The sequence below is a fragment of the Klebsiella sp. P1927 genome (genome assembly GCF_018204675.1).
Classification (GTDB): domain Bacteria; phylum Pseudomonadota; class Gammaproteobacteria; order Enterobacterales; family Enterobacteriaceae; genus Klebsiella; species Klebsiella pneumoniae.
In genome coordinates, this window is the sequence record NZ_CP073377.1 from 3,721,021 (window position 1) to 3,747,068 (window position 26,048).

21 protein-coding genes are annotated in these 26,048 nt (G+C 58.3%); 12 read left to right on the forward strand and 9 right to left on the reverse strand.

Annotated elements, in window-relative coordinates; all coding sequences use genetic code 11:
* Positions 1 to 81 precede the first annotated feature (81 nt).
* The 4 genes from KB892_RS18835 to KB892_RS18850 form a co-directional block, all read right to left on the reverse strand.
* A protein-coding gene (locus KB892_RS18835) for an IS3-like element ISKpn1 family transposase (RefSeq protein ID WP_085955125.1) occupies positions 82 to 1,445 on the reverse strand; the annotation gives its coding sequence in 2 pieces (ribosomal slippage) (positions 82 to 977 and positions 977 to 1,445; 1,365 coding nt in all).
* Between the two features lie 295 nt (positions 1,446 to 1,740).
* On the reverse strand, positions 1,741 to 4,833 hold the full coding sequence (locus KB892_RS18840; protein WP_004151828.1) for an efflux RND transporter permease subunit: 3,093 nt from the start codon (positions 4,831 to 4,833) through the stop codon (positions 1,741 to 1,743).
* Positions 4,834 to 4,846: 13 nt separating this feature from the next.
* Positions 4,847 to 5,926: an efflux RND transporter periplasmic adaptor subunit gene (locus KB892_RS18845; RefSeq protein ID WP_004151827.1), complete on the reverse strand. Its 1,080-nt coding sequence runs from the start codon at positions 5,924 to 5,926 to the stop codon at positions 4,847 to 4,849.
* A gap of 52 nt (positions 5,927 to 5,978) precedes the next feature.
* Positions 5,979 to 8,702 (reverse strand): cation-transporting P-type ATPase, encoded by a 2,724-nt coding sequence (locus tag KB892_RS18850; protein ID WP_004152949.1) that lies wholly within the window; start codon positions 8,700 to 8,702, stop codon positions 5,979 to 5,981.
* A 502-nt stretch (positions 8,703 to 9,204) separates the two neighbouring features.
* On the opposite strand from KB892_RS18850, the gene KB892_RS18855 reads away from it, so the two are divergent.
* Entirely contained in the window at positions 9,205 to 9,453 is a 249-nt protein-coding gene (locus KB892_RS18855; protein WP_002893037.1) for a DUF1158 domain-containing protein, read from the forward strand.
* Between the two features lie 17 nt (positions 9,454 to 9,470).
* Here KB892_RS18855 and KB892_RS18860 read toward each other — a convergent pair whose 3' ends face one another.
* Complete coding sequence (locus KB892_RS18860) at positions 9,471 to 9,812, reverse strand: RamA family antibiotic efflux transcriptional regulator (RefSeq protein WP_002893035.1); 342 nt, start codon at positions 9,810 to 9,812, stop codon at positions 9,471 to 9,473.
* Positions 9,813 to 9,842: 30 nt separating this feature from the next.
* Entirely contained in the window at positions 9,843 to 10,958 is a 1,116-nt protein-coding gene (locus tag KB892_RS18865; RefSeq protein ID WP_004217548.1) for an MBL fold metallo-hydrolase, read from the reverse strand.
* A gap of 179 nt (positions 10,959 to 11,137) precedes the next feature.
* Here KB892_RS18865 and KB892_RS18870 point away from each other — a divergent pair, with 179 nt between their 5' ends.
* The 9 genes from KB892_RS18870 to KB892_RS18910 all read left to right on the forward strand — a co-directional run bounded on the left by KB892_RS18870 (position 11,138) and on the right by KB892_RS18910 (position 17,750).
* Entirely contained in the window at positions 11,138 to 11,722 is a 585-nt protein-coding gene (locus KB892_RS18870; protein WP_002893026.1) for a TetR/AcrR family transcriptional regulator, read from the forward strand.
* Positions 11,719 to 12,087 carry an MmcQ/YjbR family DNA-binding protein gene (locus KB892_RS18875; protein ID WP_002893024.1) on the forward strand — a complete coding sequence of 123 codons (369 nt, stop codon included), beginning with the start codon at positions 11,719 to 11,721 and terminating at the stop codon, positions 12,085 to 12,087. Before KB892_RS18870 ends, KB892_RS18875 begins: the two co-directional genes overlap by 4 nt.
* A 119-nt stretch (positions 12,088 to 12,206) precedes the next feature.
* Positions 12,207 to 12,860 (forward strand): oxygen-insensitive NAD(P)H nitroreductase, encoded by a 654-nt coding sequence (gene nfsB, locus KB892_RS18880; protein ID WP_002893020.1) that lies wholly within the window; start codon positions 12,207 to 12,209, stop codon positions 12,858 to 12,860.
* A gap of 247 nt (positions 12,861 to 13,107) precedes the next feature.
* A complete protein-coding gene (locus tag KB892_RS18885; protein ID WP_002893017.1) occupies positions 13,108 to 13,542 on the forward strand; it encodes a PTS sugar transporter subunit IIA in 435 nt (144 codons plus the stop codon).
* Positions 13,535 to 14,005: a PTS sugar transporter subunit IIB gene (locus tag KB892_RS18890; RefSeq protein WP_002893014.1), complete on the forward strand. Its 471-nt coding sequence runs from the start codon at positions 13,535 to 13,537 to the stop codon at positions 14,003 to 14,005. The genes KB892_RS18885 and KB892_RS18890 overlap by 8 nt, the downstream gene beginning before the upstream one ends.
* A 14-nt stretch (positions 14,006 to 14,019) precedes the next feature.
* The gene (locus tag KB892_RS18895) at positions 14,020 to 14,763 is read left to right on the forward strand and encodes a PTS mannose/fructose/sorbose/N-acetylgalactosamine transporter subunit IIC (protein ID WP_002893012.1); all 744 of its coding nucleotides are present in this window, start codon (positions 14,020 to 14,022) and stop codon (positions 14,761 to 14,763) included.
* Positions 14,764 to 14,765: 2 nt separating this feature from the next.
* Positions 14,766 to 15,620, forward strand: coding sequence for a PTS system mannose/fructose/sorbose family transporter subunit IID (locus KB892_RS18900; RefSeq protein ID WP_002893008.1), 855 nt, complete (start codon positions 14,766 to 14,768; stop codon positions 15,618 to 15,620).
* A 17-nt stretch (positions 15,621 to 15,637) separates the two neighbouring features.
* Positions 15,638 to 16,699: an SIS domain-containing protein gene (locus KB892_RS18905; RefSeq protein ID WP_002893005.1), complete on the forward strand. Its 1,062-nt coding sequence runs from the start codon at positions 15,638 to 15,640 to the stop codon at positions 16,697 to 16,699.
* Positions 16,700 to 16,763: 64 nt separating this feature from the next.
* Positions 16,764 to 17,750 (forward strand): SIS domain-containing protein, encoded by a 987-nt coding sequence (locus KB892_RS18910; protein ID WP_002893003.1) that lies wholly within the window; start codon positions 16,764 to 16,766, stop codon positions 17,748 to 17,750.
* Between the two features lie 52 nt (positions 17,751 to 17,802).
* Here the strand turns inward: KB892_RS18910 and KB892_RS18915 are convergent, their stop codons facing one another.
* The 3 genes from KB892_RS18915 to KB892_RS18925 form a co-directional block, all read right to left on the reverse strand.
* On the reverse strand, positions 17,803 to 20,532 hold the full coding sequence (locus KB892_RS18915; protein ID WP_002893000.1) for a sigma 54-interacting transcriptional regulator: 2,730 nt from the start codon (positions 20,530 to 20,532) through the stop codon (positions 17,803 to 17,805).
* A 96-nt stretch (positions 20,533 to 20,628) separates the two neighbouring features.
* Positions 20,629 to 21,663 (reverse strand): DUF2157 domain-containing protein, encoded by a 1,035-nt coding sequence (locus tag KB892_RS18920; protein WP_002892998.1) that lies wholly within the window; start codon positions 21,661 to 21,663, stop codon positions 20,629 to 20,631.
* Positions 21,664 to 22,328: 665 nt separating this feature from the next.
* Positions 22,329 to 23,195 (reverse strand): helix-turn-helix transcriptional regulator, encoded by an 867-nt coding sequence (locus KB892_RS18925; RefSeq protein ID WP_004151823.1) that lies wholly within the window; start codon positions 23,193 to 23,195, stop codon positions 22,329 to 22,331.
* A gap of 108 nt (positions 23,196 to 23,303) precedes the next feature.
* Between KB892_RS18925 and KB892_RS18930 the strand changes: the two genes are divergently transcribed.
* Positions 23,304 to 24,731 carry an MFS transporter gene (locus KB892_RS18930; RefSeq protein ID WP_062955048.1) on the forward strand — a complete coding sequence of 476 codons (1,428 nt, stop codon included), beginning with the start codon at positions 23,304 to 23,306 and terminating at the stop codon, positions 24,729 to 24,731.
* Between the two features lie 70 nt (positions 24,732 to 24,801).
* Positions 24,802 to 26,046, forward strand: a complete 1,245-nt coding sequence (locus tag KB892_RS18935) for a mechanosensitive ion channel family protein (RefSeq protein ID WP_002892943.1) — start codon at positions 24,802 to 24,804, stop codon at positions 26,044 to 26,046.
* Positions 26,047 to 26,048 lie beyond the last annotated feature (2 nt).

Genomic DNA, 26,048 nt, shown 5'->3' on the forward strand with positions numbered 1-26,048 from the left:
CGGGCAAGGTATTGCCGCCGTGCCCGATGTCCTTGCCCGGTGGCGCTGCTGGACTGACCCCATAAAGTTGGATGGTTCATATTAAGCGGCTCTCAGAGCCTGGGTTCGGTACTCTACCGGACTCAGGCCTTTTAATTTCAGGCTTATCCGCTCGTTGTTGTAGTAATGGATATAGTCCTCTACGGCTTTTCTTAGCGCACTGACACTCCTGAACTCCCTCAGATAAAAACACTCCGATTTCAGGGTCCCGAAGAAGTTTTCCATCACTGCATTATCCAGGCAGTTTCCTTTACGCGACATACTCTGCGTCATCCCATGCGCCTTTAAACGTTCCTGATAGCTCCTCATCCTGTAATGCCAGCCCTGATCCGAGTGCAGCAGCGGAGCATCTCCCGGTCTGAGCTTCGGGAACGCACCGTCCAGCATCGTATTCACCATCTCCATCACCGGCCTTTCCGACAGGCTGTAGGCGATAACCTCCCGGTTAAACAGATCGAGAACTGACGACAGGTAAAGCTTTTTTCCCTGTACCGGGAACTCTGTCACATCTGTTACCCATTTTTCGTTGGCTTTTGACGCACCGAAGTTCCGGCTCAGGATATTGGGCGCGGCCTCGCCCGTTCTCCCTTTCCAGGCACGATATTTTTTCGCCCTTATCACAGACCGGAGTGACAGTTCTGCCATCAGCCGCTGCACTGTTTTATGGTTTATCCGCAGCCCCTGTTTTCTCAGTGCGAGCGTGATCCTGCGGTAGCCATAACGACCTTTGTGATAGTGGTATATCTTCCTGATGTTCTCTTTAAGACCCGCATACCTGTCCCCTTGCTTCAGTGCATTCATATTGTAATACCACGTGCTACGGGACATACCGGCCGCCCGCAGAAGGTCCCGCAGAGCGTGTTCATGCCTTAGTTCACTGATTATCAGGGCTTTTTGCCATTTTTTTCGCTCTGAACCAAGGCTTTCAACTTTTTTAGATAGGCATTCTCTGCCCGCAGATAACGCAGTTCGGCCCTGAGTTCTTCGGGGGAGAGTTTTTCCAGCTCTTTATCTGTTAGTGGTGGGATATTTTTTGGCTTTGTCATTTTTCCGGGCCGTCCGCATTGTATGTTTAAAAGACCTTCCGCTCCGGCATCGTTGTACACGTCGAGCCAGCGCCGGACAAGTATTTCTGCGGAGAGATTAAACCGGGCAGCCGCTTCACGCATCGTCAGGCGGTCACTGATAACCGCCCGGACGACCACGAGTTTAAATTCATCGGAATAATGATTATTTTTTGCAGTCAGGCCTTCTGCACCGTGGAACTGCCATGCCCTGACCCAGCGACGGACAGATGTTCTTTCAATACCAAAAAGGTCGGCTGTACTCTGTTCTCCGTCTTTACCGGACAAATAATGATTAACCACAGCCAGTTTTGTTTCAGGGGAATACTTTGGTTTAGCCATAAAATTGCACCTTACTCAGTTGGGTGTCCAACTTTTGGGGTGCAGTCCACTGCGCTTACCGGGCCTACAGAGTCTGTTCGCTATGGTGTGGCTCCTGAAATCTACGGGCGTGCAGCAGGGCTGATTCCCGCTGAAATCGGCGAACCGAAGGTCGGCAGATAAGGCGGGGCTCACGCCCAAACGCAACGTGAACGCAAAACCCACCCTCACCCTACCCCTCTCCGAAAGGGAGAGGGGACCGCCCGGTAGTCGTTGCAGCCTGGAGTATCCCCGTTACCGACCGGTAGCGCCGCGCTTACCCCCGCCGATGCGCCCACTCGCGCATACGTTGAAACAGTACATACAGCGACGGGATAAACAGGATGCCAACCATCGTCGCCACCAGCATCCCGCTGAATACCGTGGTGCCGATGATCCGCCGGCTCTGCGCCCCGGCGCCGGTGGCGAGCATCATCGGCATGATGCCGATAATAAACGACACCGCGGTCATCATTACCGCGCGGAAGCGGCGGGTAGCCCCCTCGCGCGCAGCGTCGACTATCGACAGCCCCTCCTCGCGCCGGCTGCGGGCGAACTCAACGATCAGAATCGCATTCTTCGCCGCCAGGGCGATCAGCAGCACCAGCCCTATCTGAACATACACATCGTTGGCATAGCCCGCGGTCCACAGCCAGAGCAGCGCTCCGCCGATGGCGAACAGCACCGAGAGCATGACGCTCGCCGGCAGCGTCCAGCTCTCATACTGCGCCACCAGGAACAGCCACGCCATCGCCACCGCCGCCAGCACGATCCACACCGCCTGATTACCGGTCTGCTGCTCCTGCCAGGAGATCCCGCTCCAGGCATAGTCATATCCCGGCGGTAGATGGGCCTGCAAAATCTGCTCCATGGCCGCCATCGCCGTGCGGCTGCTGACCCCCTCGGCCGCTGAACCGCTCACCGACACGGACGGGAACTGATTGTACTGCTGAATAAACGGCGCCCCCACCGTCGGCGTAATGGTGACCAGATTGCTCAGCCGCACCCGCTCGCCGTCGCGGCTGCGGACGTACAGCTCGCTAATCTGCTCAGCCCGCTCGCGCCACTGCATCTCATTTTGCATCACCACATGATAGACACGATTGTTACGGCTGAAATCGCCGGCGCGCGTGCCGCCGAACGCCGTCTGCAGGCTGCTGAAGATCTGCGCCACCGGCACATCCAGCAGCGCCGCCCGGTCGCGGTCAACCGTCAGGGTCAGCTGCGGCACGTTGCTGCTCCAGGTGGTAAACACCCGGCTCAGCTGCGAATGCTGGTTCGCCAGTTGGAGGATCTCCCGCGTCACCTGCTCCAGCTCCGCCGACGACTGACCGGCCTGCGCCAGGATGCGCAGATCAAACCCCGAGGCATTGCCCAGGCCCGGCAGGGTCGGCGGTGCGAAGGTCATGATCGTCGCCTCCGGTAGCGACAGCAGCTGGCGCTGAATATCCGCCATCACCGCATCCAGCGGCGGCCGCTGATGCCAGTCCTTGAGCATTACCGAGATAAACCCGCCGTTAGAGGCGCTGGTGCCGTTGAGAATGTTGAACCCGGACACCTGAATCACATCCTCCACCGCCGGGTTAGCCATCAGCAGCTTGCGCGCCTGGGCCATCACCGCTTCGGTACGCTCCAGCGACGCCGCCTCCGGCAGCTGCACGCTGGCAAACAGGTAACCCTGATCTTCCTGCGGCAGGAAGCCTTTCGGCATCGAGGTGAAGCTGAACGCCACCAGCGCGCCTGCCGCCACCGTCGCCGCCAGCGCCAGCCAGGGACGGCGGTTCATCCTGCCTACCAGCCGGCCATAGCCGTCGCGGGTGCCGTCGAGAAGACGGTTAAACGCCCGCCACACCGCCGCCGGCCGGGCAGGACGCGGGCGCAGCAGCAGCGCGCAGAGGGCCGGCGTCAGGGTTAGCGCCACCAGGCTCGACAGGGCCACCGCGGTGGAGAGCGTCACGGCAAACTGCCGGTACAGCTCGCCGACGATCCCCGGGAGCAGCGCCACCGGCACAAACACCGCCAGCAGCACCAGGGTCGTGGCGATTACCGGCCCGGCGATCTGCCGCAGCGCCTGGGCGGTGGCCTGCAGGCGATCCAGCCCTTCCGCCATTTTGGTTTCCACATTCTCCACCACCACAATGGCGTCATCCACCACCATCGTCAGGGCGAGAATGATCGCGAACAGGCTGAGGGTGTTGGCGCTGTAGCCCAGCAGATAGAGCACCGCAAAGGTGCCGATCAGTGACACCGGGATCGCCAGCACTACGATCAGCGTCGCCCGCCAGCTCTGCAGAAACAGCGACACCACCACGACCACCGCCAGCAGGGTCAGCGCCAGCGAGACGCCGATCTCTTTGATCGTCGCCGCCACAAAGCGGGTGGTATCGAACTTCACCTCCCAGGTGAGATCCGCCGGAAAGCGAGTGTGCAGGCGGTTAAGCTCCGCACGCACTGCGCTGGCGACCTGCAGGGCGTTGGCGGTGGGCGTCGGATAGATCCCCAGATAGGCCGACGCTTTACCGTTCAGCTGGGCGCCGGAGCTGTAGCTGCGGGCGCCCAGCTCAATGGTCGCCACGTCGGCGAGGCGCACCAGCTGCCCCTGCGCGCCGCGGCGGATAATAATCTCGCCAAAGCTGGCCGCCTCGTTCAGACGCCCCAGCCCGTTGATGGTCAGCGTCTGCTGCTGGCCGTTAAATACCGGCGGGGTGCCCACCTGCCCCGCCGCGCCCTGCACATTTTGCTCGCGCAGCGCCTGGGCGACATCATCCGTGGTGATGTTGAGCGCGTTCATGCGGTCCGGGCGCAGCCAGATACGCATGCTGTAATCCCGGGCGCCAAACATCTGCACCTCGCCGACGCCGGGCAGGCGGGCCAGCGCCTCGCGCACCTGGGTGCTGGCGTAGTTGCTGACAAACAGCGGCGTCAGTGTGCCCAGCGGCGAGTAGAGGCTTACCCCCATAAGCAGATTGCTGGCGCGCTTGCGCACCTGGACGCCATTCTGCTGCACCTCCGCCGGGAGCTGCGCCAGCGCCTGCGCCACCCGGTTTTGCACGTCGATCGCCGCCAGGTCGGCATCGGTGCCCGCCGCGAAGGTTATGCTCAGGCGGTACGTCCCCTCATCCGAGCTGGTGGACTCCATATACAGCATATGATCGACGCCGTTGAGCTGGGTCTCCAGCGGGGCGGCGATGGCTTCCGCCACGTCTGACGCGCTGGCGCCCGGCCAGCTGGCGCTGACGTTCACCACCGGGGGGGTGATCGCCGGGTACTGCTCCACCGGGATCAGCTTCAGCGACACCGCGCCGACAAAGGTCAGCAGCAGCGCGATCACCATGGCAAATCGCGGACGACGGATAAAAAAGGTCAGCATCCCTTCTCCTTAGCTAGTTCAGCACCTGCACCGCGGCGCCTTCGCGCAACCGCTGCGCGCCGTCGGTGATCACCTGCTCGCCCGCCTGCAGCCCTTTCTCGACCGCAAACTGCTGCCCCTGCTGCCCCGCGAGGGTCAGACGACGCTGCCCGGCGGTGTGGTCCGGCTTCAGCACCCAGCTGAAAAAGCCCTGCGGATCCTGCTGCACGGCGGCGGCCGGGACCATCACTCGCGACGGCAGTTCCTGCGGACGGAACAGGATCGTCACGCTGCCGCCCGGCAGCAGACGGTGCTGCGGATTGGCGAACTCGGCCCGCACCGCTACGCTGCCGGTGCGGGCGTCGATCCGGTTATCGATAGAGGTCAACACCCCGTCGCGCCGTTTACCATCAACCTCAATCTGCGCCAGCCACGCCTGCTTCAGAGCGTGGATATCGGCGTGCTGGCCGGTTTTGCTGAAAAACGCGGCTTCGTCGAGGGCGAACGAGACCCGCACCGGATCCAACTGCACAATGTCCACCAGCACGCCGCTGGACGAATTGACCAGCGTCCCGACGTGAAAGGCGCTATGGCCCACGCGACCGGTCACCAGCGCCGCAATCTGAGTGTAGCTGAGCACAATCTGCTGGGCCTCGACGCGGGCTTTGGCCTGCTGTACGGCAGCGGCGGCGACGTCGCGCTGCATCCGGGCCGTATCGACGTCGTTGCGGCTGATGGAGTGATTGTTGATAAGCCGCTCGTAGCGAGTGAGCAACTGCTGCGACTGACGTAATGAGGCTTCGGCGCTTTTCAGCTCGGCCTGCGCCAGAGCCAGCGCCGCGCGGGGCTGCGCGTCGTCGAGGGTAAACAGCAGGTCGCCTTCGGTAACATACTGCCCGTCCTGGAAGTGGCGCTGAACAATCACCCCTTCGGTGCGCGCGCGAATGTCGACGGCGCGGATCGCCTCGACCCGCCCGGGGATAGCGCGTTCTTCAGCATGAGGAGCCAGTTCAACCGTGGCGACGCGGACCGGCACCGCCGGCGCGGCGGTCGCCGTCAGGGCGCCGCCGACCAGACCGCAGGCCAGCAGAGCAAAGCGGAAGGTTTTAATCATAGAGGATCCTTGCGACAGTAACGCGCGCCTGCAGCGAGGCGCGCGAGATTGTTCAGGCCGTTTTGCGGAACCGGCGCGTCAGACGCTTCTCGACTTCCACCACCAGGAACATGGCGACGCCGATGACCAGAGTGACAAACCAGTAGCGCAGCGGCAGCGCTTCCGTACCAAACATGCTCTGCATCAGCGGGACATAGATAATGACCAGCTGCATCAGCAGCAGGACGCCGGTCACCAGCCAGATGCCTTTGTTGCGCAGCAGGCCCATGCTCAGGGAGAAGCTGTCGCTGCTGCGGCAGTTGATCATGTAGACCCACTGCGCCGTCACCAGCATCTGCAGCAGCACGGTGCGGATAAACTCCGGACTGTGGCCGCGCGGCGCCAGCCAGGCCTCAAGGATAAAGGCGGCAATCGCGATCATCGACCCGACGAAAGCCACTCGCCACACGGCGAAACCATCCATCACATGCTGGCCGGTTTTACGCGGCGGACGGTTCATCACGTTGCGCTCTGCGGCCTCAAAGGCCAGGCCGAAGGAGAGCGTCGCCGACGTCGCCATGTTCATCCACAGGATCAGCACCGGGGTCAGCGGAATAATGTTCCCCGCCAGCAGGGCGATGATGATCAGCAACCCCTGCGCCAGGTTGGTCGGCATGATGAAGAGGATGGTCTTCTTCAGGTTGTCATAGACCCGACGGCCCTCTTTTACCGAGCTGGCGATGGTCGCGAAGTTATCATCGGTCAACACCATGTCGGCCGCCTCTTTGGTGACTTCGGTGCCTTTGATACCCATGGCGATACCCACGTCGGCCTGGCGCAGCGCCGGCGCGTCGTTAACGCCGTCGCCGGTCATGCCGACCACTTCGCCGTTATCCTGCAGGGCTTTAACCAGGCGCAGCTTATGCTCCGGGCTGGTACGGGCAAAGATGTCGTACTCCACCGCCGCCTTCGCCAGCGCCGCATCGTCCATGTGCTCCAGCTGGTAGCCGGTCATGGCCTGGCTGCTATTGGTGATCCCCAGCATCTGGCCGATGCTCATCGCCGTCTGCGGGTGGTCGCCGGTGATCATTTTCACGCGGATGCCGGCGGTCTGGCAGGCGTGGATGGCGTCAATGGCTTCCGGACGCGGGGGATCCATCATCCCGGCGATGCCGAGGAAAATCAGTCCCTCCTGCAGGTCCTCATGGTTGAGGGTGGTGGCATCAAGGCTGGCCGGCTTACAGGCCGCCGCCACCATCCGCAGTCCCTGACGGGCGAAGCGCGCCATCTCCTCTTCCCAGTACTGCGCCTCGAACGGCACCGCGCCGTGGCGGCTCATCTGCTCGCGGCACATGGCGAAGATAACGTCCGGCGCACCGGTGATCAGCACCCGGGCATTGCCATCGATGTGCTGCAGGGTCGACATATATTTGTACTGCGAGTCAAAGGGGATCTTGGCCACCAGACGGGCCTCCACCGCCGGGAGCTGCGCTTTCGCCGCCAGCACTTTAAGCGCCCCTTCGGTCGGCCCGCCGGTGATCCCCCACAGACCGCGCTCATCCTGGGTAAGCTGGCTGTCGTTACACAGGTCGATGGTGCGCAGCCAGGTCTCCAGCACGGTGCCGGGCTGAACCTGCACGGGCTCATCGCTCCCCTCGAGGAAGATCCGCCCCTGCGGCTCGTAGCTGTCGCCTTCCACCCGATAGCAGCAGTCGGCGGTGATGATCGCTTTGACGGTCATTTCGTTCATCGTCAGGGTGCCGGTTTTATCCGAGCAGACCACGGTCATGGCGCCGAGGGTTTCCACGGTCGGCAGCTTACGAATAATCGCCCGCTTGCGCGCCATCGTCTGCACGCCGAGCGACAGAATAATCGAGATGATCGCCGGGAGTCCTTCCGGTACCGCGGCTACCGCCAGGCTAATCAGCGACAGCAGCAGCTCGCCCATCGGGATATCCCGCAGCGCGAGGCTGAAAATAAACAGCGCCACCATCATGGCGAGAATAATGGCGAAAATCGCTTTGCCGAGCTTATCCATCTGCACCAGCAGCGGGGTACGGTGCTTCTCAATACCCGCCATCATCTGGTTGATATGGCCGAGTTCGGTCTGCGCGCCGGTGGCGGTCACCACGCCGACGCCGCCGCCGGCGCTGACGGTGGTCCCGGAGAAGACCATGTTCACCCGGTCGCCCAGCGGCAGATCGCCCTCCAGCGCGTCGGTGATTTTATCCACCACCGTCGACTCGCCGGTGAGGATCGCCTCTTCCACCCGCAGGTTGTGGGTTTCAATCAGGCGCATATCCGCCGGCACGCGGTCGCCGGCGCGCAGGATAACGATATCCCCCGGAACCAGGTCGCGCGTCGGGATAGTCTCATGCTTGCCGTTACGCTGGACGCGGGCATCGCTGGAGAGCATGTTGCGGATCCCCTGCAGCGATTTTTCGGCGTTGCTCTCCTGAATATGGCCGATCAGGGCGTTAATCACCGTCACGCCGAGGATCACCAGGGTATCGACCCAGTGACCCATGATGGCGGTCAGCGCCGCGGCGGCCAGCAGCACGTAAATCAGTACGTCGTTAAAGTGGGCGAGAAAGCGCAGCCAGCCCGGTTTGCCTTTCTTTTCCGGCAGCGCATTCGGCCCACAGGTATTCAGGCGCTCGGCGGCGTCTGCGGAACTTAACCCAGCGGCCTGGCTTTTGGTCTGCGCCAGCACTGCGTCAACGGTCTGCTGCCAGACCTGCCGTGGCGCGGTGTCGCCCGAGGGCGTCGTAAACTTTGGGTTATTCATCTTGGTCAATTTACATTTTCCTTATAAATTCCGTGAGTCGGAAAGCCTGAAATCATTCCTGGCCAATGAAGTAAAAGAGGGCAAAAATGCCGATAAAAATGTGAACCAATACAAGTCTAAATTTTTCGCAAAATAAAAATTTTGTGATAAGTTAATTCCACAAACCAACTATTACAGAATATTAATAAACCAAAACTAAACGAGGTAAAATATGTTTGGAATCTACCGCGGGCGCCGTCTGGCGCTGTACATCGCGTTAGCCATTATCATTGCCACGCTGGTGGGATATAGCACTTACAGTTTTGTAAAAGCGCTGGCATAATAATGACGTTAATTTACATCCGGCTGCAATTAACTTAATTACAAATTATTTCAGATTAATTAACATGAGAGCGAAAGGTAGGCGGTAATATTTAAAATAGTCGTGTTATAGCGAGTAAAAAAACAAAGCATATTGCGTTAAGCATTATTTTACCGGACAATATGTTTTTTAACTGATGATTAACATGACATGAAACATCCACTGGAAACGCTGCTCTCCGCCGCCGGGATCTTACTGCTGGCCCTGCTCTCCTGTTTGCTGTTGCCCGCGCCTTCGCTGGGCCTGACGCTGGCGCAAAAGCTGGTTGAGACATTCCATATGATGGATCTCAACCAGCTCTATACGGTGCTGTTTTGTCTGTGGTTCTTAGCGCTGGGCGCCATTGAGTATCTGGTGCTGCGCTGGGTGTGGCGTCGCTGGTTTTCCCTCGAGCGGTAAACCAGGAGAGGCGCGCCTCAGTGGGCGCGACTGTGGTTCTCTTTGCGGTAGGCGCCCGGCGGCTGATTGAAGGTCCGGGTGAAGACGCGGGTAAAGGTCTGTTGCGAATCGAAGCCATACTTCAGGCAGATATCGTAGACCCGCTGATCGGTGTCGCGCAGATCGCGGGCGGCCAGCAGCAGCTTCCTTTCGCGAATATAGCGCCCCAGGCTCTCCCCTTTGTACTGTAAAAACAGCCGTTGCAGATGCCATTTCGAATACCCGGCATGGCGAGCGATATCATCAATACGCAGCGGTTGATGCAGGTTATCATCAATCCACTCGACGATAGTATCAATCACCTGAGCGGAAATCGTCATATGCTCTCTCCTCTGATACTGCACTGGCGCTTAGCGCCACCAGGCGTTAAATGATTGCGTCTTATCGGCGACCCACACCGGCTCGCCCTGCACAGGCGTCAGCAGACGCCAGGCCCTTCCTTCGCTGGCAGCCGCCAGCCGTTGATACGGTTCATCCCAGCTGTGTTTCGCCAAAACGAATCGTCCAGCATGTCCAGGCAGCACCGCGCGAGCGCGCAGGTCGTCGGCAGCCTGAGCCGTTTCATCCGGCATCATGTGGATATATTTCCAGTCCTGGTCATACTGCCCGTTCTCCATGATCGCCAGATCGACCGGACCGAACTCATCGCCTATCGCTTTAAAGTGCGGCCCATACCCGCTGTCGCCGCTGTAATAAATCTTTTGCTGCCGGGTAACGAACAGAAAACTGGCCCACAGCGTCTGGTTACGCTTCAGCCCACGGCCGGAAAAGTGCCGCGCCGGCAGCACGTGGACGGTGAGCTCGTCGCTGGCCGGTACCGCCTGCTGCCAGTCCGCTTCGGTAATCAGCGCCCCGTCCATTCCCCAGTAGCGCAGATGCGATCCGACCCCCAGCGGCGTAATGACCCGCTTAATTTTCGGCAGTAAGGCGCGAATGGTGGCGTAATCCAGATGGTCGTAGTGATCGTGGGAGATGATCAGCAGATCGATCTCCGGCATCCCTTCCGCCCGCCACGGATAGTCGCCGGGGAAGGCTTTATTGATAAAAGAGAACGGCGCCGCGTAATCGCTGAACACCGGGTCGATCAGGATGCGTTTTCCCGCCAGCTGCAGGTACCAGGAGGAGTGGCCGAGCCAGACCATCACGTCCTGCCCGAGGGGCAGCGTCGCCAGATCGGTCTTCACCAGCGGCAGCGGTTGCGCGGGACGGGCGTTTTCCCGTTTGGTCATCAGGAAATCCCACCACGCCGCCAGCATATTTTTCTGCCCGGTGAACCCTGGCGTGGGCAACTGGTTATGGAACTGGCCGTCCCGGTAGTGGGGAGACGCTTCCACCTGGCTAAGCTGTACCCCCTGCGGCGCCTTACCAAAACCGGCATTAAGAACAAACGGCAATGTCGTTGCTGCTGCGAGTAACATGATGGCGACCACGCTGAAAGTGACACGGTTCATATCCTGACCAGACAAAAGCCCCCATCCCGGAGGCTTTATGATATAACTTGATTATGAGTGAGTACGCACTCATTATTAGGAAAGCGATGAAAGTCGTCAAGACGATTTTCAATTTTTGCGTTCCGCCGTTGCAGCGACCTGGTCAGACGTGCCAAGATCGGCGGTTTGTTTAAACCTGCGTGAGGAAAAAAGTAGTGGCTCGTCCAAAGAGTGAAGATAAAAAGCAAGCGTTACTGGAAGCTGCCACCGCGGCTTTCGCCCAGTCCGGCATAGCCGCCTCGACGTCGGCCATCGCCCGCAGCGCCGGTGTGGCCGAGGGAACGCTGTTTCGCTATTTCGCCACCAAGGATGAGTTGCTCAACGAGCTGTACCTCGCGATTAAGCTGCGCCTGGTGCGCACAATGATCGCCGGGCTGGATCCGGACGAGAAGCGCCCGAAAGAGAACGCGCGCAATATCTGGAACAGCTATATCGACTGGGGCGTGCGCAACCCGATGGAGCACAAAGCGATCCGCCGGATGGCGCTCAGCGAGCGCATCACCGACGAAACCCGCCGCCAGGTAAAAGAGAGCTTTCCGGAGCTCAACGAAATGTGCCAGCTGTCGGTGAAAGAGATATTCCTCAGCGAGGCGTACCGCGCCTTTGGCGACGCCCTGTTTCTGTCGCTGGCGGAAACCACCATCGAATTCGCCAGCCACGATCCGCAGCGCGCCCGGGAGATTATCGCCCTCGGCTTTGAAGCCATGTGGCACGCCCTGCATGAGGCGGACGCCAAATGACCCCTGAGATGCTGCATCCCTGCGCTCACCGTATCGCCCTGACCTACCCGTTTACCGAACACTGCTGGCCCTTTGGGCCAGAGTACGACGTGTTTAAGGTCGACGGCCGCATCTTTATGATCACCATGACTATTCGCGGCCGGGCGCTGGTCAATCTCAAAGCCGAGCCGCAGAAGTCGCTGCTGAATCAGCAAATTTATCGCAGTATCGAACCCGGCTACCATATGAACAAGAAACACTGGATCACGGTGGTGCCAGGAGAGGATATTAGCGAGGATCTGCTGGCCGAGCTGATTGACGATTCGTGGCATCAGGTGGTGAACAAGCTGAGTAAAAAGGCCCAGCAGCGCCTGCGTCCGCGCTGATTTTCAGCCAAATGCGATAAGTGTTATCGCATTTTTCACCCTTATCATTTTGCGATCTTCGCTGTACTCTTCCTCTCCTGAACGCACCGGTAAGGTGCTGTAAACTGTGAGGAAGAGTTATGGATATCGTATCGGTCGCTTTGAAGCGCTATTCCACCAAGGCCTTTGACGCCACGAAAAAGCTGACTGCCGGGGAAGCGGAACAGCTGAAAACGCTGCTGCAGTACAGCCCGTCTAGCACCAACTCCCAGCCGTGGCACTTTATTGTCGCCAGCACCGATGAAGGGAAAGCTCGCGTGGCGAAAGCCGCCAGCGGCACCTACGTGTTCAACGAACGTAAAATTCTTGACGCCTCGCACGTGGTGGTGTTCTGCGCGAAAACCGCGATGGACGACGCCTGGCTGCAGCGCGTGGTGGATCAGGAAGAGGCCGATGGCCGTTTCGCCACCCCGGACGCAAAAGCCGCTAACCACAAGGGTCGCACTTTCTTTGCCGATATGCACCGCAAAGAGCTGAAAGATGACGATCAGTGGATGGCAAAGCAGGTGTATCTCAACGTCGGCAATTTCCTGCTGGGCGTAGCGGCGATGGGTCTCGACGCCGTGCCGATTGAAGGGGTCGATTTTGCGATCCTCGATGAGGAATTTGACCTGAAAGCCCAGGGCTACACCAGCCTGGTGGTGGTCCGGGTCGGCCACCATAGCGTAGAAGATTTCAACGCTACCCTGCCGAAGTCGCGTCTGCCGCAGTCGACGACCATTACCGAGATTTAATTCCCTTCTGCCGGGAACGCCCGGGCCATGGCGCAGCAGCGTCTCGCCCGGGACTTTCTTCACCCACTCTTTCCCCCTCTTTTCTGCCGTTTGTGCCAAGTTTCTGGCGCTCATAATCCCGCTTGTGCCAGGAATAACGACTTTAGTGTGAACCAGACGATTTAATTAATTGATAAATAATACTTTTCATTTCTGGCACGCCCTTTGCTCTTAACAGATACCGCTATCTGGATGAAGGAGAAACCGGGTGAAACATATCTATGTGGCCAGCCACGGCCATTTTGCTCGCGGACTGGTGAACAGTTTGTCGCTGCTGATTGGCGACGAACACGGCGTTATCCCGGTCTGCGCCTATGACGAAGATATCGTGACCACCGAACAGCTGGAGCAAACCCTGGAGCATCTCATCGTCCAGGCGAATGGTGATGAAGTGGTGATCTTCACCGACCTGCTTGGCGGCAGTATCAACAATAGCGCCGTGAGCGTCTTGATGCGACATCGCAACGTTTTCGTGGTCGCCGGCATCAATCTGACTCTGCTGCTGGAGTTTCTGCTGTGCGAAGAAGCCACTACCGAGGCCGCGATTATCTACGCCACCAGCGCGGCGCGTGAATCCATTGTTTTCATCAATCCTCTAATAACACAACCATCCTCTGACCCACAGGGAGAATCTCATGATTAAACTCGTGCGCATTGATTATCGGCTGCTGCACGGCCAGGTGGTTTTTGCCTGGACCCGAGCGCTGGATATCGACCATATCATCGTCGCCAACGCCAAAGCCGCGGCGGATGCCTTCATTACGATGTCGCTTAACCTGGCAAAGCCAGCGGGCGTCACGCTGGACATCGCCACCGTTGAACAGGCGGCGGAAAAGCTTAACAGCGGCAAGTTGGATCATAAAAAAGTCATGGTGGTCCTGGGCAATACTGCGGAAACCCTCGCGCTAGTGGAAAAAGTCCCAGGAATTAGCGCAATTAATTACGGCGGTCTGCCACAGAAGGAAGGGGCAAGACAATTCGGCAAGGCCATCTATCTGACCGAAGAGGAAATCGCCCATAGCAGAGTGCTAAAAGAAAAAGGTATTCGGCTGGAGATGCGTCAGGTACCCGCCCACTCGGCTGAACTCCTTAACGACCAACTTTAACTTCGGAGGTCACTATGTTGCTCACCGCAACGTTACTCGGACTGATCGCTGCCCTGGGGATACTTGATGGCCGCCTGCTTGGGGTATCAATGATCGATCGACCGCTGGTGATGTGCGCCCTCACCGGTCTGGTCTGCGGTAATTTACATGAGGGGATTCTGATTGGCGCTACGCTGGAGCTTATTTTCCTCGGCAACGTCGCCATCGGCGCCGCGCACCCGCCAGATATCGTGACCGGCTCCGTATTGGCCACCGCGTTTTCGATCATGTCCGGTCGTGGTCCAGAGGCTGCGCTCACCATCGCCATCCCTGTCTCAATGCTGGCGCAGACGCTGGGAATCCTGGTGCGCGTGGTGAACGCCCGCTTTGGTCATCTGGCGGACCGCTATGCGGCACAGGGTAATACCCGAATGGTCGGCCTGATGCACCTCGCCGGTCCGACGCTACTCTATTTTTTAAACGGATTTCTACCGGTATTTTTTGCCATTCTGCTTGGTTCTTCGGCGGTAAGCTGGTTCCTGGAGGCCATTCCACCGGTGATAACCAATGGATTGATCGTCGCCAGTAAGATCCTGCCAGCGCTCGGCTTCGCCCTGCTGATCAGCATGATGCTCAGCAGCAAACTGATGCCGTACCTCGGTCTGGGATTTCTGATAGCGGCATATACCAAACTGGATATTATCGCCATCGCGCTGTTCGCTGTGGTGTTGGCATTTATCATCAGCCAGTTCCTTAATCTTAATCAGCAGGAGAGCTAATCATGAGCGAAATGACGCAAACTGTGGCTGGCGCTACCCAGCCGCAAAGCGATGATGCAAGCCGCATCACCGCCCGCGATTTACGCAGCGTGTTCTGGCGCTCCTTTACGCTACAGGGCTCCTGGAACTACGAGCGCCAGCAGCATATGGGCTATGCCTTCGCAATGTCGCCAGCCCTGAAGCGCATCTATCAGGACCCAACGGAGCTGGGGCGCGCCCTGCAGCGTCATCTGGTGCTGTTTAACACCACGCCCCATCTCTCGACCTTTATCTTCGGCCTGTCGATTGCCATGGAAGAAGAGAACCAGCGTAACCCAGAATTTAATGAGGAGTCGATAAACGCGATTAAAACCAGCCTGATGGGGCCGCTGGCGGGCATCGGCGACTCCATATTCTGGGGATCATTAAAGGTTATCGCCGCCGGGATGGGTATCTATTTCGCCCAGCAGGGCAGCCTGCTGGGACCGATACTGGCGCTGTTAGTTTATAACCTGCCGCATCTTTTGTGCCGCTGGTATGGCCTGAAGCTCGGCTACCGGGCGGGTACGACCTGGCTGATGAGAATTTACCAAAGCGGCCTTATGGACCGGGTGACCTATATCGCATCAATTGTTGGCCTCATGGTCGTCGGCGCGATGACCGCCAGCATGATAGATATCACCACCCCGCTCAGCTTTACCGCCGGGCAGACCACCATGAAGGCGCAGGAGTTTATTGACAAAATACTTCCTTCGCTGCTGCCGCTGCTTTTCACCCTTGGGATGTACAAGTTGATCCGCAAGGGAGTCAATATTAACTGGATCCTGCTAGGAACCGTCGCGTTTGGCATGGCGGCCAGCGCGCTAGGCCTGCTTTAAGAAGAGGAATATCACCCATGCACGTAGAAGACTATATGAATGAAACACCCGCCTGTCTGCTCGCTATGCTGACGCAGACGCGGGAAGATCTCTGGCAGGCGGCAAAAGCGCTAACGGAGCGCGGCGTCACGCGTATTATCCTGACCGGCTCCGGTACCTCTTATCACGGCGCGCTGACCGCCCGCTCGTTTATGCAGCAGTGGTGCGGGCTACCCGTTGATGTCTACTGGCCTTTTCTGCTGGATGATTCGGCGCTGACCCTCAGCGACAAAGCGCTGGTCATCGGCATTTCTCAGGGAGGCGGCAGCCTCTCTACCCTCGCCGCAATGGAACGCGCCCGGGCAGCCGGGCATCTTACCGCTTCCATGGCCGGGGAAGCGCCAGCCGTTATCGACCGGGCGGCAGATTTGGTCTTAACAGTACCCTGTGGAGAAGAGCGGGCTGGCGCCAAAACCAAAGGGTATCACTGCACCATACTTAATCTGATGCTGCTGGGGCTTGCTGTCGCCAGTCGCCAGCGGCGCCTGAGCGATGAGGAGCGCAAGGCGCTACTCGTCCGCATGGATACCACGTTTAATCATTTGCCTACGCTCATTGAGGCCTCGCAGGCGTGGGTTCTCAATCATGCCCGACCGCTTATCGACAGCGCGGACATTCGCCTGACCGGTCCGGCAAGGCTGTTTGGCACCGTTCAGGAAGGTGCGCTAAAGATGCTTGAAACGCTACGCTGTCCGGTTGCCGGTTACGAATTTGAGGAGTTCATCCACGGGATCTATAACGCCTTCGACGAGCGCTCTACCCTGATCATGCTCGATCCGTTTCCCGATGAGCGTCAGGATCGCCTGGCGGAAATACTTGGCGGCTGGACTCAGCATATTTATCGCATTGGTCCACAAGTCGAAAATAACGGCAAAAATATGCCCTTCGCATTTATTAACGATCCCGACTTTGCGGTCTTTGAATATATTATTCCGTTACAAATGGTTTGTGCCCGACTGCCGCCAGTGAAGGGCATCGATCCCGCAATACCGAAGGATCCGCATTTCCACCAGAAAATGAAAAGTAAACAACTCAATTAATTGACGCATAGTAAAAGTTATCCGCGTTTCAGCGGAGGACCCGTTACATCCCAAGGAGACCAATATGTCTATAGCTCATCAAAACGCACATACTATTATTCGCGATATTTTATCTAAGCAGCACATTGAGCGCGTATGGTTTGTTGGCTGCGGTGGTTCATTAACCGGTTTCTGGCCGGGGAAATATTTTCTCGATTGTGAAGCTAAAAAGCTGGCCGTCGGCTATGTTACCAGTAATGAATTTGTCCATGCGACGCCGAACGCGTTAGGTAAAAACAGCGTAGTGATCCTCGCCTCGCAGCAGGGCAACACCGCTGAAACGGTGGAAGCCGCCCGCATCGCGCGTCAGAAAGGCGCCGCCACTATTGGACTGGTATATACCCCCGGCACGCCGCTGTGCGAACACAGCGATTACACTATTGAATACTGCTGGGCGCGCTATCCCGAAACCGTCGATCCGACGCAGCAAAAAGCGGCATACAGCCTGTGGCTGGCGCTGGAAGTGCTTGCGCAAACTGAGGGATACGCCCATTACGATGAGATGGTCAGCGCCTTTGCCAGTTTTGAATCCGTGGTACGCGGCGCTCAGCAGCAGGTTCAGGCGGATGCGCGCCATTTTGCCGAAGCCTGGAAGAGCGAAAAAGTCATCTACATGATGGGCAGCGGCCCCTCATTCGGCGCCGCGCATCAGGAATCCATCTGTATTCTGTTGGAGATGCAGTGGATTAACTCCGCCAGCATCCACAGCGGCGAGTATTTCCACGGCCCCTTTGAGATTACCGAAACGGGAACGCCGTTTATTTTATTAAAAAGCAGCGGCCGCACCCGCCCGCTGGATGATCGCGCGATCCGCTTTATCGAACGTTACCAGGGAAAACTGCAGATTATTGACGTGGAAAAGGTGGGAATCGACGCACTGCACGCCAGCGTGCGCGAATATTTCTGCGGCCTGCTGCACAACTGCGTACTGGATGTTTACAACCTGGCGCTGGCCACCGCTCGCAACCACCCGCTGACCACCCGCCGCTATATGTGGAAAGTCGAATATTGATTCGCTAACCGCCTGCCAGCCCCGGCGTAATTCTCCGGGGCTGCGTTGAGGATTACCAGCTAAAATCTTCAATACGTAATTCAAAAATATCGTGAATATAGCCAATTTCCGCTACCGGTAGCGCCACGTTATAGAGTATTTTCAGGCGCTGGAACGAGTGATTCACCATGGCAATAAATTCACCATGCTGGCGGGTAAATTGCTCAAGATCTTTATAATGGCTAATTTCATTACGCATTACCAAACGCTCAATCATACAGCTGAGATGCACATATAAACTGATAATTAAGTTATTATTAAAATGAAAACCAAGCGTATTTTGCCACTCAGCGATAATGGTTTCGATATGGCCCATGGTTTTTCCAGCATTCAGTATCGTCAGAGAGTTGACAACGTTATGCAGTGAAAACTCACGAACCATATTTTTATTAATCAGCGCAATTTGCTTTTCATTAAGATAGCCGCTTAAGAGCTGACTCAGATGTCGATGCCCCTGCTCGCCAAGTAGTTCCTCAATGCCAACCCAGGGCACTCCGGCCAGCTGCGGGTCGTGGGTACCCACGACCGCAATAACTTCATACTGGTGGAGCAACGATACCGCCGTACGACTGTTTTTTAAGCGCGTATACTCGCAGGCGATGATGTTAATATCAAAATCGTTGAGCAGGCTCTTCTCCATCAGATTTTTAAATTTAAATGCGGTACCGATACCTGTAATACAGGTCACCAGCAGCACACGCTCTTTTTTTTCTGCGGGCCAGAACACATCCCAACGCGACTGATTAAGCGGCACGATCTCTTCGGCGATTTGTTCGATGTTTTTTCCCAACGCGATCTCGCTGGCAACGTTCAGCGCCATGCGGGTCGTGACGTTATCCACCACTACCAGCGGGCCGTTAATCACCGACAAAAGCGCATCGGCAATCTCCTTGGTGTAGCCCATATCAATAAGCACCATCACACCCGCACGCGTGTCCGTATGCTGGAGATAATCAACCACGGCGCGACTGACATCGTTAAACGCCACCTCCATCGGCATATCCATGGCCTGGTAGATCTTCTCGCCAATCAGGCGGTTGGCAACGCCGGCAATGCTGCTGGCGGTCGAATAACCGTGGGCGATTATCAGCGCTTTCACTTTTCCGCCGCTGGTCGCATCGATAGCATTACTGACAATGGCGGTAATCGCCAGACGGTCAAGCGTATCGATGAGCAGATCGTATTTATTATTGACGACATCCAGTAGTTTCTCCGCGATGCGTTGCGCCAGCCCCGCCGAGGAGTCCAGCCAGCGCTGCATCACCAGACGCACGGGCTCAGCAACGCTGCGCGGCGCCAGAGGGAGGCTGGTGAGGTAGCGGCCGGTAAGATAAGCGAATTCGACATTTAGCTGAAGGTCATAATTGACAGCGATTGCTTTGCCCACATCTTCAATAAAGCGCAGCCGTTTGTCCTGCAGAGAGACCGTACTCTCCTGATTCATCAGCGCATCAAGATAGAGCGTCACGTTCTGATAAATAAGCTTTTCAAAGGTCCGCACGCTAATATTATCCTGAGCCAACTCCTCGCACAGGCTACAAATATTTTCCGTTAGCCGTTGGTATTCATGGTGACGACCAGAAAAAAGAGGCTGCGCGTCGCCATCGCGGTAAATCATAACCCGCTCGCTATTTTGCTGAAGGGTAAAAGGCGCATCCGCCAGTAATCGGTCGGGCAGCAAACCCGCTTTTATATGTAAAAGACCGCTATCACGTTCGCCAAATGTCCAGGCGCTGGCGCAAATATTGCGAATCAAATTTTCCAGCCCACCGACATTTCCTTCAAGCGTTTCACGCATTAGCTGGCTGACGATTTCGCCATCCAGCGCCAGATCGTGGTTCAAACGCTGGGCTTCACGGCGGAAAAAGTGGTGGATAAACGCCAGCCGCTCGAATTGGCCGCGTTCAGCGATCGGCAGAATTTTTACAATCACCGGAATACGGCGAATAAAGGTCGCCAGGAAGTGTTTTTCCAGATCCTCGGTTGAAGCAAAAATTAGCCGCACCGTGGCGCTGCGCTCGTCGGCGCTCTCCCCCAGCCGGCGCCAGCTACCGTTATCCATAAAATGAAACAACTTTTCCTGGCCTTCGGGCGGCAGCCGATGAACCTCATCGATAAACAACACCCCGCCGTTGCTGGTCTCGATAAGACCAGGAACGGCCTTATCGGCGCCGGTAAAGGCCCCCTTCGCATGACCAAATAACTTCGAGGTCAGTAGTTCTGGATTATTCGCGTACTCGGCGCAGTTAAATACGGTAAAAGGCGCATCGGCAGGTAAAATACCTTCATCTATTGCGTAGTGCCAGAGCTGGCGAGCTAGAAAACTTTTCCCGGTGCCAGTAGGGCCCCGCAGCAGCAGCGGCAGACCTGCGCCAGGGTAGCTGATGGCAGCCTTGCACTGGCGCAATGCTTCCTGCAGGCTGCCCTGCGCGCCAATCAGCTGCGCCAGACTATCCTGACGATCCGCGCACAGCGCCTGAATGGAGGCGTATTCGCCGTGCCGAACCGCCAGGCGGTGATGATCGCGCAGAACGGTAACGGGTAAAAACAGCACCGGGCGACCGTTCACTTTGACCACCCGCTGCTCGCGATGGAGATTATTCAGATGATGGCTGATGATGCTGCGTTTTTGCTTCAAGCTATCGGCGATGGCCATAGCGTTAAACTCGCCCAGCGCTTCCGCCGTCAGCGCTCGCCCGGCGATCCGTTGTTCTAGTTGGCGAAAAATCGACTCCTTATTCATCTCGCTCCCCTGTCAAAAGCGTAAAATTCGCTTATACGACAATTCGCGCAGGACGTCGCTGCCGCCAGCCACACTTCTTTAAAAACGCTTAATTTTTCATGGCTTAACGTTCCCCGCATGCCAGATGCGCTCGGCATAGCGGCCAATCACCGCCAGCGAGACGGCAAGGATCAGGAAAAACAGCACTTTGTGCATCCCGTTCCAGAAAAACTCAAAGAAACGGGTATAGAGATTGATCGCCAGGAAGGTTAGTCCGAAGCCGCGCAGCATTCCGTCATCGGTTTTCAGGCTGATAAAAATGCAGACGCCGGCCGCTACGGCAAACAGCAGCCCCCACGGCAGGAGTCGCGCCTGGCTCACCTGGTACCAGCTGTCTGCGTCGTAATTGCCGAAAATCGACATGATCCACAGCGCAATAAACAGGTACGTGAGGCCCATCGCCTTGCTGACGGTAAACAGCTGCCGCTGGCGAAGCAGGGATTGCGCGCCGTAGCAGAGCGCCAGCAGCGCGCCGCCGAACAGGACGAAGCGAATCGGGTAGTTCATGCCCAGCCAGTAGGCGCCCCACCCCGAGACGTAGCCGGTTTCCGCGCCGAACCAGTTGCCCAGCGCCAGCAGAAAAAAGAGCCACACCAGCCCGGAGCGGGCAATATAGCCAATGGCACCGTAAATCACGCATCCGGCCAGAAACAGCGGTGCGATATGGCCGCTGCCGTTATCCAGCCGTTCGCCAAGCTGCCATAGCGCCACCGCGGTAAAGACGACGCCCAGAAACAAAATCGCCTCGGTGCTGTAGTGCCACTGCGTCTCCCGCCGCTGGCGGCGAAAACCCCAGCCGTAGCAGACGACTGCCAGCAGCGCAGGCAGCAGGATCCGCATCAGCGCCGAGTGGCTGAACAGGCTCAGCAGCCACGCCACCAGCTCGCTGTCGGCGAACAGACTGCCCAGGGAAATCAGCACGCAGGCCAGCGCGGTCCAGAAGGCATAGCGGCTCAGGCGCCGCCAGTCGAAGGGGGAGACGCGCATCGTTTGCGCCAGCCGCTGGCTGTCCGAGGGGGTTAACTCCCCGCTGGCCTGCCAGGCATTCAGCGCGCGCTGAATAATGCGCTGCTCTTTTCGGGTTACGTTCATAGGCATTCCTTGAGACTGATGACAAACCTGTTTTCGCTAATATGCTCGCCTTTCTGCCGGGCAGCGGCTGTCGCCCTCCCCGGCCTACTTAACCATTTATATATCAGATTGTTACTCCTTACCGTAAGCCCGCGTAAGCGCAGCGCCGCCGAGCATGATATCAGGCACGGAGCCGCTTTATTGCCGGGTGGCGGCTGGCGCCTTACCCGGCCTACGGTCCGTATCAGCCAGCCGTTAACTTACCCACTTGTGCGACTGAAACTGCCGGTGTTGCGGCCTCAACATCGCTGAGACGTTCCCGGCAGGCCGGGGCAGCCCGCATGGATGCGGGCTGAGGGCCGTGTTTTGCATGGACGCTGCCTCGGCCCGACCCGAAGCCTGCAGGGATAAGTCGAAGGCACCGCGCAGCGGCGATGTTGCTGGCCGGAGCCCGGGGGTACAGGGGGCGGCGGCGACTGGTGCCCCCTGTGCGCTCCCTGCGCCATGAGTGACATAACGCAGAAGGCGTATCGGGAGCGCAATGTGTGCTGAAGTCGTAGATCACATACAGGACTTCCCGACAGTGCTTTCCCTCCCCTACTCCCGGAGGGAAAGGGAACCGTCCAGCAGCGCCGGCCGGGCAATACCCGAAGATGGCACATTGCCAGCCATCTGATTCCCTGTGATTAATGTTGGTCCAGCCACGCCAGCGCCTGCTCGCCCGCCTCGTCCATCGGCAGGTAGACCAGCAGGCGCGAGCCGTTGCGCGGCGCCGAATACCAGTACATCTGCTGCAGGCTGAATCGCCCGAGCTGCGGGTGGTTAAAATGTTTAATCTGGTTTTCCACGCCGCGCACCTCGTAGCGCTGATGCCACAGCGCTTCAAACTCCGACGAGGCGGCGAAAAAGCGCGCCAGTTTGTTTTCCCACGCCGGATCGCCGCGGTGCTCGGCCATCGCGGCGCGGAAATAGGAGACGAAGGTCGGCAGCACATCGCGATTTTCGATCCGGCTGCGCCAGGTCTCATGGGTCAGATAGAGATAAATGCAGTTGCGATCTTCTTCCGGGAGGGTGGCGAAATCGATGCCCATCAGGCGGCAGAAGCTGTCGTTCCACGCCACAATATCAAAGTTCGGTTTCTGAATGCTGGCCGGCTGCGGCATCAGGCTGTCCAGCATCCGGCGGGTCCCTGGGCTGATGCCTTCGCACACCGTCACCTGGGTGGCTTCCGGCGGGGTCAGCCCGGCGAGCACGAACAGATGCCGGGTCTCCAGCGGACTGCACTGCAGGGCATTCGCCACCCCCACCAGCACCGCCTCCGACGGATTCACCTCCCGCCCCTGCTCCAGCCAGGTGTACCAGGTAACGCCGACGTCGGCGAGCATCGCCACCTCTTCCCGGCGCAGACCCGGCGTGCGCCGGCGGCCCACCCGGGGCAACCCCAGGCGCTGCGGATCGAGGCTTTCACGGCGGGCGCGCAGAAAGGCCCCCAGCTGTTTGCGTCGATCGTCCGGCACGGCGATCGTCGACTCCCGTTGCGGCATCGTGGTCATCACCCCTCCAGCATAGTAGTGCCAATACCAGTATAGACAGGAACTGGTACCCGTTTAATTTATCGGTAATGCTACGTCGGTCTGCTGAATGACGCAATGGAGAATCCCATGAATACGTCTGCTGTTTCACCCGGCCGCGCCGGTCTGTTGCTGCTGCTGAGCGGCCAGATGCTGCCGCTTATTGATACCTCGATCACCAATGTGGCGCTGGACGCCATCACCTACACCCTGGCGGCCAGCGCCACGCAGCTGGAGCTTATCGTCGCGCTGTACGGCGTCGCCTTTGCCGTCTGCCTGGCGATGGGCAGTAAGCTTGGCGATAACTATGGCCGCCGGCGCCTGTTTATGTGGGGCGTCGCCCTCTTTGGCATCGCTTCCCTGCTGTGCGGGATGGCGAACAGCATCGGCGCCCTGCTGGCGGCCCGCACCCTGCAGGGCGCCGGGGCGGCGCTGATTGTGCCGCAGATCCTCGCGACCCTGCACGTCACCCTCAAAGGCCCCGCCCACGCCCGGGCCATCAGCCTGTATGGCGGGATCGGCGGGATCGCCTTTATCGTCGGTCAGATGGGCGGCGGCTGGCTGGTGTCGGCGGACATCGCCGGGCTGGGCTGGCGCAACGCCTTTTTTATCAATGTGCCGATCTGCCTGCTGGTGCTGGCTCTGAGCCGCCGCTATGTGCCGGAAACCCGTCGCGAGACGCCGTCGCGGATTGACTGGCAGGGTACGCTGTACCTCGCGCTGATCCTCTGCTGCCTGCTGTTCCCGATGGCCCTCGGTCCGGAGCTGCACTGGCCGCTGTGGCTGCAGCTGATGCTGGTGGCGGTCCTGCCGCTGCTGTTCGCCATGCGTCAGAGCGCCCTGCGCCAGCAGCAGCGTGGCGACCATCCTCTGCTGCCGCCGCGTCTGCTGCAGTTGACCAGCATCCGCTTCGGGATGGCCATCGCCCTGCTGTTTTTCGGCGCCTGGTCCGGCTTTATGTTCTGCATGGCGCTGACCATGCAGGAGGGGCTGGGGATGGCGCCGTGGCAGTCCGGCAATAGCTTTATCGCCCTCGGCGTGGCCTATTTTATTTCGGCGCTGTATGCCCCGCGGCTTATCGCCCGCTACAGCATGGGGCGGATCCTGCTGACCGGTCTGGCGGTGCAGATCGCCGGTCTCCTGCTGCTGTGCGCCACCTTCTCCCGCTTCGGCGTCGCCACCAACGCCCTGACGCTGGTTCCCGCCACGGCGCTGATCGGCTATGGCCAGGCGCTGATCGTCAACAGCTTTTATCGGATTGGTATGCGCGATATCAGCGCCAGCGACGCCGGGGCCGGGAGCGCAATCCTCAGCACCCTGCAGCAGGCGACCCTCGGTCTCGGACCGGCTATCCTTGGTTCGCTGTTCCTGGCGCTGGCCCGTCGCGGCGGCGGAAACTATCCGCAGGCGCTGATTGATTTTCTGCTGGTCGAGGTGGCCATGATGCTGTTGCTGGGGGCGATAGCGCTGTGGCTACGCCATCATCTCAACCGACAGCCGGCGACGGTGGCCTCGTAATACCGGCGGCGGTAATTTGCATAATAGCTATCCAGCGGTCATCATACCCGCTGGATATTCAGGAGACGTTATGCAGGAATTAATATCGCAAATTGCCGCCTTAGGAATCGAAATAACCCCCACCCGCTCGCTGATGATTATCTTCGGCATTATCTTGTTCACCGCCGTGGTCGTGCATCTGATATTGCACAAAGTGGTCCTGCGCGCATTTGAAAAACGGGCGCTGGCCAGCAGCCATCTGTGGCTGCAAATCATCACGCAGAATAAACTCTTTCACCGACTGGCCTTTACCCTGCAGGGGATCATCGTCAACGTCCAGGCGGTGCTGTGGCTGCAAAAAGGCAGCGAGGCCGCGGAAATATTAACCACCGTGGCCCAGCTATGGGTGATGATATATGCCATGCTGTCCTTCTTCTCGCTGCTGGATGTCATTTTAAAGCTGGCGCAGAAATTTCCCGCCGCCTCACAGCTGCCGCTGAAGGGCATATTCCAGGGGATTAAGCTGGTGACGGCGATTATTATCGGCATCCTGATTATTTCCCTGCTGATAGGCCAGTCACCGGCGATCCTGATTAGCGGGCTCGGCGCGATGGCCGCGGTGCTGATGCTGGTGTTTAAAGATCCGATCCTCGGTCTGGTGGCCGGTATTCAGCTCTCGGCCAACGATATGCTCAAGCTTGGCGACTGGCTGGAGATGCCAAAGTACGGCGCCGACGGCGCGGTGATCGATATCGGCCTCACCACGGTCAAGGTGCGCAACTGGGACAATACCATCACCACCATTCCGACCTGGTCGCTGGTCTCTGACTCGTTTAAAAACTGGAGCGGCATGTCGGCCTCCGGCGGCCGCCGCATCAAACGCAGCCTTAACATCGACACCACCAGCATTCATTTTCTTGATGAACAGGAGCAGCAGCGCCTGATCCGGGCGAAATTACTTAAACCCTATATGGATTCACGCCACGAAGAGATAAGCGCCTGGAACCAGCAGTACGCCGGGGAACAGTCGGTTCTCAATGAGCGGCGAATGACCAATGTCGGCACCTTCCGCGCCTATCTGCAGGAGTATTTACGCCATCATCCGCGCATCCGCCAGGATATGACCCTGATGGTGCGCCAGCTGGCGCCGGATGCCAACGGCTTGCCGATCGAGATCTACTGCTTCACCAACACCGTGGTATGGGCGGAATATGAAGGGATCCAGGCGGACATTTTCGACCATGTCTTCGCTGTGGTGGATGAGTTTGGCTTACGCATTCATCAAACGCCCACCGGCAACGATATTCGCGCGCTGACCGGCGCCTTCTCCCGCTGATC